The organism is Ginsengibacter sp., from assembly GCF_057362405.1.
In genome coordinates this window covers 1-11,541 of record NZ_JBMQQG010000071.1, presented here as the reverse complement: position 1 = coordinate 11,541, position 11,541 = coordinate 1, and the positions used below count along the sequence as shown (strand labels likewise).

Sequence of the window (11,541 nt, the reverse complement as noted above, 5' to 3'; positions counted from 1 at the left end):
TAAGAATAGTAAATTTTACTATTCCGTTTTAACTACAGAAATTGTCAACATGTTGCATTTTTTCTTAAAAAAGAATATATTGTATCATATATAAAATGATTATTTTGCCTTGAATTTAAAAACTAAAATGATTGCTATGACAAACTTTCGCAAGTATTTTCTGCTATCGATTGTAGCTAATATTTTTTCGATAATGACTTTCGGACAAAATACGATCATAAATGGTTCGGTTAAAAATAGTGCAACCGGCGAACCCATACCAGCAGTTTCTGTAACCATTAAAGGTTCGGGTGCAGGAACCTACACGGACGATAAAGGCAATTTTTCTTTGGAAACAAAAGCGCCACTTCCCTTTACGATAATTGTATCTTCAATAGGATTTAAATTACAGGAAGTTCCGGTTAAACTGGCTTCTCAAGTTCTTAATATAACTCTTTCACCGGAAAGTGCATTGGGCCAGGAGGTAGTGGTGGCAGCTACGAGAACGCCATCGAGAATATTAGAGTCACCAGTTACAATAGAAAGGATAAGTGCTGCTAATATTCGCAATACGGCGGCCGTTTCTTATTATGATATGATTTCAAAATTGAAGGGTGTAGACGTAGTAACTTCTTCCCTCACCTTTTCTACACCGAGCACAAGAGGTTTTAATGGAAGTGGTAGTGTTCGTGTAAACCAGATTGTTGATGGGATGGACAACCAGGCTCCCGGATTAAACTTTTCTGTAGGAAGTGTAGTTGGCTTAACAGAACTCGATGTAGAAAGTGTAGAATTATTGCAGGGGGCATCATCTGCATTATATGGGCCGGGTGGAATGAACGGAGCAATAATCATCAATAGTAAAGATCCCTTCAAATACCAGGGACTCTCTTTCCAGGTTAAAACGGGTATTATGAACGTTGGCAATAGCGCCAGGGATGCATCGCCTTACTATAATTGGGATTTGAGATGGGCAAAAAAAGTAAGCGAGAAGTTTGCGTTTAAAATGGGCGCTCAATTGATCCAGGCCAAAGATTGGGTGGCAAATGATTATCGTGATTATGATCGACTGGCGACAACTGGCGGTGTAAAAAATGGCACACGCGAAACTGATCCTAACTATGACGGCATAAACGTTTACGGTGATGAAACGACAGTTGATATAAAATCAAATGTCTTAAATCCATTAGCGCAGCAGGCTCCATTCTATGCGCCTTACATTAATGCCATGCAGTCTTCTATCCCCGTTTCACGTACTGGTTATCAAGAAAAAGATATTGTAAATCCCAACACAGTAGATTTTAAATTATCCGGAGCCGTTAGTTATAAGCTTTCGCAGCGGACTTCTTTAAATGCAGAAGGATATTGGGGAACAGGAAATACTGTATATACCGGAAGCGACCGGTATAGTTTGTTGAATTTAAAGATTGCTCAATATAAAATTGAATTAGTTAATACCAATTGGTTTTTGAGAGCATATACTACCCAGGAAAATGCCGGAGATTCTTACAACGCAACAGTTACCACTCGGCTGGTGAATGAAGCATGGAAGCCAAGTGGTGGCAGCGATGGATGGTATGCTCAATATTCGTTTGCCTTCTTAAATGCAAAACTATCTGGCATGTCGGATATCGCCGCGCATAATGCTGCCCGCGCTGTTGCAGACCAGGGCAGGCCTGCTCCTGGCTCTGCAGAATTTAAACAACTTTTTGATAAGGTAAGGAGCATTCCGATTTCCCAAGGTGGCGGTAAATTCGTTGATAAAACAAATCTTTACAATGTAGAAGGACAATATAATTTAACTTCTGTTACATCAAAATTTGCTGATGTTTTAGTTGGTGCCAATTTTAAAAGATATGTATTGAATTCCGAAGGGACTTTGTTCGCTGATTCAGCAGGAAAAATTCCTATTAATGAATATGGCGCTTACATACAGGCCACCAAACATTTCCTGAATGACAAACTTAGATTGATTGCTTCAGCACGCTATGACAAAAACGATAATTTCGCAGGTAGGTTCACACCACGTCTTTCTTTTGTAATTAAAGTGTCAGAAGATAATAACATAAGGTTGTCTTACCAGGAAGCGTACCGATTCGCATCAACACAAATGCAATATATTAATTTGAGAGTTGCCGGCGGTGAAGCATTAATTGGCGGAGTGCCGAGTTTTAAAACATTCTATCATTTCGGCACTAACCCTGTTTATTCAATAGATGATAATTTGTTAGCAGGGAAGCCGCAGGTATTAAATGTTCCTACATTTAAAGCTGAAAATGTAAACTCATTTGAAGTTGGTTATAAGGGGTTAATGGCGCAGAAAAAATTACTCTTGGACCTTTACGGTTATTATGGAATTTATAATAATTTTCTTTCAAGAACGCTTGTGGCCCAATCTGTAAGCGGAGATAAAAGCGTATTCAGCGGCACCCCTGATCAAATAAAAGCAAACCTGAATAATCCTAACCTGGTAACTACTTTTTCAATTCCGTATAACGTAAGCGGCAATGTAAATACGTATGGTTTTGGAGTAAGTATTACGTATGCTTTGCCTCATAATTTTGTAATCAGTGGCACTGTGAGCTCAGATAATCTTGATAAGGTCCCCGCAGGTTTTGCCGCAGACTTCGATGCACCCAAATACAGAGCAGGAGCTACTTTTAGCAGTACTGGCTTTGGTTTTCAAAACAGGCTGGGTTTCAGTGTAACTTACCGTTGGCAGGATAAAATAAATTTTGAAGGCGACTTTGCAAATGGTCTGCTTCCTGCATATCAAACCGTGGATGGCCAGTTAAGTTTTAAATTTCCTGAACAAAAAGTATTGTTGAAACTTGGCGCTACTAATTTATTAAATCAATATTACCGCGATGGATTTGGCAATGCCACTATTGGTGGTATTTATTATGTAAGCATTGGTTACAACATATTTTAACGCTATTAATTTTATCATTATTAAAGAACTGATATGAAAATAAATATTCTTCAATATAGCACGATCACAAAAATATTATTGCTCATTGCAATAGCTGCTTTTGTTATTTCATGTAACAAGGATCTGCCCGAAGCCACACCAATTGTTTATCCGCCGCCAAACAATAGTGCAACAACCATTGGTGCTGCAATTAGCAGTGATACAAGCTATAGTTTTTTTAAAGCAGCAGTTGCGAAAGCAGGATTGCTGGCCACTTTGAGTGATAGTACAAAGCTCTTTACGGTTTTTCTACCAAATAATGCTGCATTCAGGGCATCGGGTATCCCTTCAGTAACGGTTGTGAATTCACTTCCTTTGTCAAGCCTTGTACCGTTAGTTCAATATCACATTATTCCGGGCCAGCAATATCTTTCAACCAATGTACCCACTACTTTTCCTGATATTCAGTTGCCGTCTTATTTAACTATTGGTACGTTGCCGGGAACTCCTATAAAATTAAATATGTCTACTTTTCCTTCAACCAGAACAACTGGTTTTTGGGACAACAATATACCGGTTATACGACCCGATCTCAAATTCAATAATGGAGTGATACATTTGGTTGCAGCACTTGTCGCTCCGCCGGGCAAGGTTCTTAAAGATGCCATGTACAGCAATTCTAATCTTACTTATTTTAAAGCCGCTATAGCAAGGGCAGACAGTGGACAAACCGGACTAAATAAATTGGATTCTCTCTTAGGTTATGCGGTTACCAACATGACAGTGCTGGCCCCTAGCGACGCCGCTTTTCAAACGCTTATATTCGGACTTGCTTTCCAGGGTTATTTGAATTTTGTAAGCCAGTATCATCCACCTACGGGCACCGATAGTGCCAATGCTGTTGCTACAGCAAACGGAGCAGTTGCAGCCGGTCCGGCATTTTTGAGTACTAACAATGTGACTACCGCAGAAGTTGCCGGGATTATGGCATACCATTTTTTGGCAACTGATCAGGGGCTGGGTTTTCAACCAAATATCAGGGCCTTTTCTGTAAACTTTTCGGCCACGCCTTCGTTTTATACAACCCTCGTAAATACTGTTGTTCCCGCATCCATTCAGCCGGGAATCCTTGCATCGGCAACTTTTACCGGGCCATTTGTTACGAAATTGCAATTTACAGGTGCTGGAACTTTCCCCTCTGGAGGCCAGCCCTATTCAGGCGCAGCCGCTACTGCAACATCTATAGATAACCATTGCGTTAACGGTGTTTATTATGTAATTGACAAAGTTTTATTGCCGCAGTAGTTTTTTGAATTGAAAATAATAAATGGCTTAATACGGTATCCTTTTGTTAAATGGAAAAAAGCGTTTAAGCGATGTCGTTATTGATTATTTTATCGCCGTATCAAAAAGGCCAATGTTGATTACTGTTTATTGATGGCATATACTTTGAGGCGTTTAATCGTTTGTTGGAGGGCATAAGAAAGGATCAATCATTTTTAATAAATATATCAGGATGAAAAAAGTATTAATTGCACTGGACTATGAGCCACCGGCTCAAAAAATTGCGGAGACAGGGTATTCATTGGCCAAAGGGATGAATGCGGAAATTATTTTATTACATGTTCTGTCCGACGCTAATTATTATGCTTCTCTTAATTATTTCCCGGTTATGGGGTATGAAGGATTTAACAATATAAGCACGCTCCCTGTGGAAAATATGGATGACTTAAGAAAAACTGCGCAGGAGTTCCTTGATAAATCAAAACAGTATTTGAACGACGATACCATTACAACAGTTGTTAAAGAAGGTGATTTTGCTGAGGGCATTATTGCGACTGCCGCAGAAACTAATGCGGATGTAATAGTAATGGGTTCTCACGGGCGCCGCGGGTTGGATAAGATGCTGATGGGAAGCGTAGCCGAAAGAGTTTTACACAAGAGTACGGTGCCCCTCTTTATTATCCCTACAAAAACTGTTGAATAAAATTTAGCCACGCACTAAATTTTCCTACGGAGCTGTTTCAATAACTTCAATTGTATCTCCTACATGAATAAACCCTGTATCACGATGTAACAGGTTCTGCCCAAAATAAACTTTGTTATTCTTTTGCCGGTAAGAGGCAAGCGTTCTTAGTGGCTCAGCCGATTTTGATGCGTCATTCTGGTTAACGGTAGGTATTGTACAGCGGGCACAAAGTTTTACCCCAAAGAAATTCACAGAATTTATAGTGAAATGCATCATCATATCTTCTTCATAAGGCTCACCGCCCGTAAAGACAATATTAGGCCTGAAACGATTAATGGGCAATGGCTCTGGGAGCCTATTATTTAAATCGTCTAATGAAGACTGGCCTATAATTAATGTAGGATATCCGTCAGAGAAAGAAGTGACTTCATTATGGTAGGCATAATTTTTATCAACTGATCTTTTTGTAGAGTCAGGCATGTAAACCAATCGGCATCTTACGGATAACATTTGCGAAAACCATTCGTCTGCGATTTCGCTTACAAAGATTGCCGTGCAATTTTCCTCAAATATTTCAACATTTACTTCTTCGTTTACCTCAGGGAGAAAGGGAATGTTTATTGTTAAATCAGAACTTTGTTTGTGATACACTTTAAGACCTTCAGGTATTAATTCAACCTGCAGCAGAGCCATAGAAGGCACTTCACGTTGAGTAATAAACCTGTTATTTTCATCAACAAGCATCCACCTTCTATCAAGGTCAAATCCTCTCTCAGAAATCTTTGCGGCGGAAACAGAAATTCCGCCTAAGGATTTTATTGGATAAATAAATAGTTCACTTACGGTAAGCATTTATCAGTTGTTGGGCTGAAAATAAATTTATTTCTTAAAATAACTGAAATAATTTTTGCACGTTTAGCAGGAACAATAAAGCAGCCCGTTTGAGCTGCCTTATCATAATATGGATGCTATCTTAGTTCTACCTTACAAATTTTAAAGCCTTTCTCTCATTGTTATTTACAGCTTCAAGTAAATAAATTCCCTTTTGTTGAGGAGCGGGCAGGCTAATTTGCCCATTAATATTTTCCATTGATTTTGAATAAACGATCCTGCCGGTTATATCCCTGATTGAAAGCTCTAATCTTCCTGTAACATCGTTTAATAAGATGCTTAGGTTATCCTGCACAGGATTTGACAAAAGGCGCACATTCCATTTGCCGGTACCATGGAGCTTTAAAGTAATAATATTAGTGTTTACCGATTTTCCATCGTTGTCTATTGCGACTAACCGGTAATAAATAATATTTTTGCCGCTATTTGCTACACCCGCGTCAGTAAACGAATACGCATGGCTGTTAGGAGATAACGTGGCCGCCTGAACGACGCCAATGTCAGTAAAATGTTGTCCGTCGAAACTTCGTTGTACCGTATAGTTTTTCGTATTCACTTCCTGCGCCGTATTCCATTTTAATAGCCCATCATTTCCAATGAGACTAACGGTAAAATCGGTAAGCCTGATCGGCAAAGGCGTAAACGTTCCGTCTACCACAAATAAATCGAAAGCATTTGGATTATCACCATCCGTGGCATTGAACATGATATGGCCGTTAAATATCAATAGCGAATTAGGGTCGGCGTCCTTTGCGTTAAGATTAATATCCTTAACCATTGAAGTATTTGCAGAAGTTCCATCTGTTTTCCAAAGCTCGTTTCCAAATGTGCCATCATTGCCGGAAAAAAACAATGTAGTAGTAGTATATAAATAGCTGCCCCCGGTTGTGTCAACACCGCTTCCACTTCCCGGATTTATATCTTTTACCACCTGCGTGCCTCCGGATGTGCCGTCAGAAATCCACAGCTCTATACCCTGGGTTGGAGTGCGTGCCGTAAAGAAGAATTTATTGCCTTGAAACAAGGCCTGGTTAAAACTTGTGTTAGTTATGTCGGCATTATAAGGTAGGAAAACTTCGGGAATATCACCGGCGACCACTGGTGAAAATGATTTAAACAAAACTGTTCCTCCCGGTGTCCCATCTGTTTCCCACAGTTCAGCACGAGTTCCGGGACCGCCGTCCGAAACCGGAAAAATAAATTTGCTGGGGTAGTTTACGCCATCTATTGCAGCAATAAACGGAATGCTTGTTCCAGTTGCAGAAACAATATTCTTCAAAAGTATGGTATTGGCAGTGGTGCCGTCCGTTACCCATAACTCGCCATTGCTTGTGCCATCAGTAGCCTGGAAAAATGCTTTATTATTGAATGTATGGAAACCCAGGGAAAGTGGAAAGTCAAATCCGAAAAAACTAATACTTGCGGAACTGCCAGTTCCCGGGTTAATATCTTTTACGAGAGCAGTTCCACCAGTTGTTCCATCGGTTTTCCATAATTCTTCTCCGTGCGTTGCATCAGTTGCTGTAAATAAAAATGAACCATTTAATGGATAGAAATTATGTGGATTCGACGAATCAGCGTTTGCATTGCCAGTATTTATTTCTTTTAATAGAGCGGTCCCTGCACCCGTTCCATCAGATTTCCATAATTCAACGCCGGAAGCAGCGGTATTGGCAGCAAATAATAAATAAGTACCCGAGGATGTCATGTGATAGTTGCCCTCACGGTTGCTGCTATCTGTTCCAGGCACAATGTCCTTTACTAGAGTAGTGCCGGCATTTGTGCCATCTGTTCTCCATAATTCCCGACCTTCCGCAGCAGTTCTTGCACTAAAATATATAAAGCCGTTAAGCACAGTAAAATCATCGGGTGCAGAACCCGTGGCACCGGCAAAAATGTCTTTTACAAGTGTTGTACCTCCCGCGGTTCCATCGGTAATGTAAATTTCAGAACCAGTTGCCGGAGTGCTTCCCCTAAATATCAGTTTGCCAGCGAGCACAAAGCCAAATGATTCATATTTGACTGGCGTTCCCACGGGTACAGTGCCCCCAAGTGTTGCATCAGTTTTCCAAATAGAACTATCAAGTTCAGAAACGGCGATGGCTAACGTATTACTTAGCGCCGCTCTGACACCCAAGCTATTGTTGTTGTTTATTTGGGTAACCTGGGCGTTCAAAAAGAAAGTAACGTTGGCAATTAAGGCGGATAAGAGTAATTTTCTTTTCATGTTTTCTTTGTATAAATATTGATCAATAATTATTTCGTGTTTTCGAAAATCACTTGTTGTAAATTTCAAATCCACTCTTTAAGATAGTTTTGCGGCCAAGTTGAATTGAAATAATCAACTAACAGGTTAATCAACTCCAATAAATAAAAATGACTTATAGCTAAATGAGGTATAGTATTTCTAAGGATATGATTTTGTAGTTATCCAGGCGGTGTACGAAAGTAAAACGTCCCGGGATTTAAGGGGTAAATCAGAAAGGAAAGTTATTAAAAATTTTATCGTAAATCAAGAAAAAGAATGCGAGATTAATTATAAATTATTAGCAGAGCGGAAAATTAATACGCTTTATAGCTATGCAATATCCATGGCTTTAATTTCCTCTTTATATTTCGCAGGAAGAATAATTGATTTAACAACCCCATCTAATTTTAAAAAGCGGCTTAATTTGTAAAAAGGCAGGATTAACCTTAAAAATGAAAACTCTCTTAGATGTAATAATTGCCGCACGTTTTCGGGTATCACAATTATTTGCCCTTCAATTAAAACACGGTAACGAAAACTCCCAAGGTGTTTTTTATATTGTTTATAAAGGTCTGTTGTGTAATTACTTTTCACAAGATCATGCTCGAGGTCGTATTTTCTTATCGCCAGCCAGGCCGAATAATTATCCGGAACGCCTTGTAAATTCATCCTTTGTCCAAAACGGTAAAATACGTCAAATACATCTTCCTTTTCTTTTAGTGAGAGTTTTCTTTCCAGCACCTCGAAGGATGCGATGCTATAGTGAATCAGCATAAAAAGAACATCTCTGAAGGCCCATTCCGGAATCGTTTCGCCTCGTGCTTTTTCGACTTTGCTATGAATAGAGGAAATACTGTCAATTATTTTCAATGCTTCATCATATTCTGCAAAAAGTATTTTCTTTGAGTAACTCACAGTCGAAAATAATCGACCTAAAGGATCTGACGGAAGTTTCCCTGTAAAATAAAGCCAGTCAACTGCCTTGTTCAACGCAAATTCAGCTGCTGCCCCGGCGAAAATAAAAAGGACCGTGTCGCTTTTTCCCCAAATTAGCCGGACAATCGAATTTTTTTCAACAAAATATTTCATAAAAACAATGCAAGTTATTACCAAAAAGTAAGAACCTCTTCAATTTCAGAAAAGGCCAGTAAGGAGTAAAGAAATAACAAGTGTAGGATCTTACCATAATCGCCTGATGACGTTTATGATGATTGTTATGGCAACACTGATTACTATCATGGTAACGATTGGAAAATAGAAGCGGAAATTTCCTTTTACAATTCTTATATCGCCCGGAAGCTTTCCAAGCCATTTAAAATTATCGTAGAAAAAATAAACCAATACCCCGGCAATTAAAATACAAAGTCCTGCTACAATAAGATACTTGCCGGTTTGCTGATCCATTTTTTTAAGGATTTATTCCTCACCTATTTTAAAGTCCACAAGTTTATTGATTTCCTCTTATATAACCATTAAATGAAATTTGATCTTTTGAGGTGCTGATAACACTAAGGCTTGCTTTCCCATTATTGAACACGGTAAAAAAATATTGCTGGACCTGGGTTATATCTTTAGGCTTTATGGTTATAGTCCAGCCATCTTTCTTATAGGGCGATACCGAGTAAGAGAAATTGGTCGACGTAAAATCAAGTGATGATTTGGTTTGATCTATTGGAACAGCATATGCGTGTCCAAAATAGGGCAGATAACTTATCAAAGAATCTTTGGTTACCCTAACATCATATTGAGAAGTAAGGTTTCGGAAATTCCCTCTCAATGGTGTTACCGTTTGCGCTTCAAAAACAAAATGCTGTGAATCTACCATGTTCCGGAAAGCCATTTGTTTGGCGTCATTTTTTTTATTTTTTTGAGCCATTCCGCCCGGCGAAAAAACGATAAGAAAAGAACAGGTGATGAATAAAAAACGTAAATATTTTATGTATTTCATTTTGAAAATTTATAAAAAAAAGCGGCAAAAATTGCACCGTGATTGTCTATAGAAATGTGAAAAGATACAGGAGCGTTATGTTCAGGAAAGAAAAAAGAATAATATTCAAAACCCTACAAATAAATTCCGATTACCAGGAAGAGCGCACATAAAACAAAAAGGATAATCAATAAGGGATAAATAAATTTCCACCATGCTTTGAGACTTACGTTAGCTAGAGCAAGAGAAGGTAATATTAGTCCTGTTGGTGTGAGGAAGCCCATGATGCCCATTCCAAATAAGTACGTATTTACGATTTCTCTTCCCGGAACATTTACAATCACCGCAAGGCCTCCAATGATTGGCATTGTGAGTACCGCCATCCCTGAAGAAGACGCAATGAACAATGTAAAACCCATGTATAATATCAACAACACTACTATGAATAAGGAAGGCGGCATTCCACTCACTAATTCTGCGGAATAAAATAATATAGAATCGCTGATATGGCCATTGTTTAAAACAATTGTGACACCCCTGGCTACACCCACTATAAATGCCACGCCTAAAAGGCCCTCTGCACCTTTAATAAATTGATCCAGGAATTTTTTTTCGTTAATTCTTTCGATTATTGCAATTATTATTGCCGAAGCTAAAAACAAAGTCGACATTTCTGTAAGCCACCAATCGAACCAAACAACTCCTGCTATCATTATTAAGAATGTTGCAAGAAAAAGAGTAAGTAACAATTTTGTTTTTGATGAAAGGCTGGTAATTACTTCATTACTATTTATTTTCTCATAATTTATTGACGCAGACCCATCAACCCGGTAAACAATAGATTTTGAGGGGTCTTTTTTAATTTTTTGTGCGTATCGCACCAGGTACCATATTATGACTGCGGTTGAAATAACAAACATCAGTATTCTTTCTATAAGACCATCTGACCAGTTTACACCTGCTGCATTGGACGCAATTATCGTGGCAAATGGATTTGTGAACGAAGACAATGAACCCAGTTGTGTTCCCCCAAATATTACGGCAAGCGGCACTAACAGATCATATCCCGCTGCCAAAAAAAGCGGGATCATTACCGGATAAAAAACAAGCGCTTCCTCAGCCATTCCGTAAGAAGAACCTGCAAATGAAAACAAAAACGTGAGAATAATGATAAGCCATGCTTCTTTGCCTTTCATACTGTGTGAAAGTGACGTGAGTCCTTTCACCATTGCCCCGGTTTCATGAAAAACGTTCATGAATCCGCCAATAATCAAAAGAAATAATATAATGTCAATCGAATCTGTAATGCCAAGTAATGGCGCCTGGAGCACCTGGACAAATCCCTGCGAATTCTTTTTAATCTTGTGAAAACTTCCTGGAACAGCCACCGGTTTGCGAATTGACCCGGAAGAGAATTTCTCGGGGGCAATTCTTATTTGCAGACTGTCAAGGGTATGTTTAGTAAATGGAAGAAGAGCCGCACCCGAATCATAATTTATTACAAAGTTACTTTCGTTGTAAGACAAGGTATTGTATCTGCCCGCGGGAACCAGCCATGTTGAAATTGCAGCTATAATTATCACGATCATTAAAATGGTAATAGGAGAGAGCAGTTT

General features: G+C 39.0%; 9 protein-coding genes. 3 read left to right on the top strand and 6 right to left on the bottom strand.

The window, feature by feature from the left end:
- Positions 1–136 precede the first annotated feature (136 nt).
- The 3 genes from ACO1O5_RS06420 (at position 137) to ACO1O5_RS06410 (ending at position 4,877) form a co-directional block, all read left to right on the top strand.
- The gene (locus tag ACO1O5_RS06420; RefSeq protein ID WP_486269012.1) at positions 137–2,911 is read left to right on the top strand and encodes a TonB-dependent receptor; all 2,775 of its coding nucleotides are present in this window, start codon (positions 137–139) and stop codon (positions 2,909–2,911) included.
- 33 nt (positions 2,912–2,944) lie between these two features.
- Entirely contained in the window at positions 2,945–4,195 is a 1,251-nt protein-coding gene (locus tag ACO1O5_RS06415) for a fasciclin domain-containing protein (protein ID WP_486269011.1), read from the top strand.
- Positions 4,196–4,406: 211 nt separating this feature from the next.
- Positions 4,407–4,877 (top strand): universal stress protein, encoded by a 471-nt coding sequence (locus ACO1O5_RS06410; protein WP_486269010.1) that lies wholly within the window; start codon positions 4,407–4,409, stop codon positions 4,875–4,877.
- 24 nt (positions 4,878–4,901) lie between these two features.
- Here the strand turns inward: ACO1O5_RS06410 and ACO1O5_RS06405 are convergent, their stop codons facing one another.
- The 6 genes from ACO1O5_RS06405 to ACO1O5_RS06380 all read right to left on the bottom strand — a co-directional run.
- Entirely contained in the window at positions 4,902–5,711 is an 810-nt protein-coding gene (locus ACO1O5_RS06405; protein ID WP_486269009.1) for an MOSC domain-containing protein, read from the bottom strand.
- A 127-nt stretch (positions 5,712–5,838) separates the two neighbouring features.
- Positions 5,839–8,046 (bottom strand): ELWxxDGT repeat protein, encoded by a 2,208-nt coding sequence (locus ACO1O5_RS06400; RefSeq protein ID WP_486269008.1) that lies wholly within the window; start codon positions 8,044–8,046, stop codon positions 5,839–5,841.
- A gap of 282 nt (positions 8,047–8,328) precedes the next feature.
- The gene (locus ACO1O5_RS06395) at positions 8,329–9,087 is read right to left on the bottom strand and encodes an oxygenase MpaB family protein (protein ID WP_486269007.1); all 759 of its coding nucleotides are present in this window, start codon (positions 9,085–9,087) and stop codon (positions 8,329–8,331) included.
- A gap of 90 nt (positions 9,088–9,177) precedes the next feature.
- Complete coding sequence (locus ACO1O5_RS06390) at positions 9,178–9,402, bottom strand: DUF2905 domain-containing protein (RefSeq protein ID WP_486269006.1); 225 nt, start codon at positions 9,400–9,402, stop codon at positions 9,178–9,180.
- A gap of 43 nt (positions 9,403–9,445) precedes the next feature.
- Complete coding sequence (locus tag ACO1O5_RS06385) at positions 9,446–9,946, bottom strand: DUF4251 domain-containing protein (protein WP_486269005.1); 501 nt, start codon at positions 9,944–9,946, stop codon at positions 9,446–9,448.
- Between the two features lie 113 nt (positions 9,947–10,059).
- Positions 10,060–11,541, bottom strand: a 1,482-nt coding sequence (locus ACO1O5_RS06380; protein WP_486269004.1) for a YfcC family protein, incomplete at its 5' end; no start/stop codon positions are given.

Bases quoted from the DNA above. Each gene is read 5' to 3' on its own strand.
- ACO1O5_RS06420 (WP_486269012.1), top strand. From the start codon at position 137: ATGACAAACTTTCGCAAGTATTTTCTGCTATCGATTGTAGCTAATATT.
- ACO1O5_RS06415 (WP_486269011.1), top strand. From the start codon at position 2,945: ATGAAAATAAATATTCTTCAATATAGCACGATCACAAAAATATTATTG.
- ACO1O5_RS06410 (WP_486269010.1), top strand. From the start codon at position 4,407: ATGAAAAAAGTATTAATTGCACTGGACTATGAGCCACCGGCTCAAAAA.
- ACO1O5_RS06405 (WP_486269009.1), bottom strand. From the start codon at position 5,711: ATGCTTACCGTAAGTGAACTATTTATTTATCCAATAAAATCCTTAGGC.
- ACO1O5_RS06395 (WP_486269007.1), bottom strand. From the start codon at position 9,087: ATGAAATATTTTGTTGAAAAAAATTCGATTGTCCGGCTAATTTGGGGA.
- ACO1O5_RS06390 (WP_486269006.1), bottom strand. From the start codon at position 9,402: ATGGATCAGCAAACCGGCAAGTATCTTATTGTAGCAGGACTTTGTATT.
- ACO1O5_RS06385 (WP_486269005.1), bottom strand. From the start codon at position 9,946: ATGAAATACATAAAATATTTACGTTTTTTATTCATCACCTGTTCTTTT.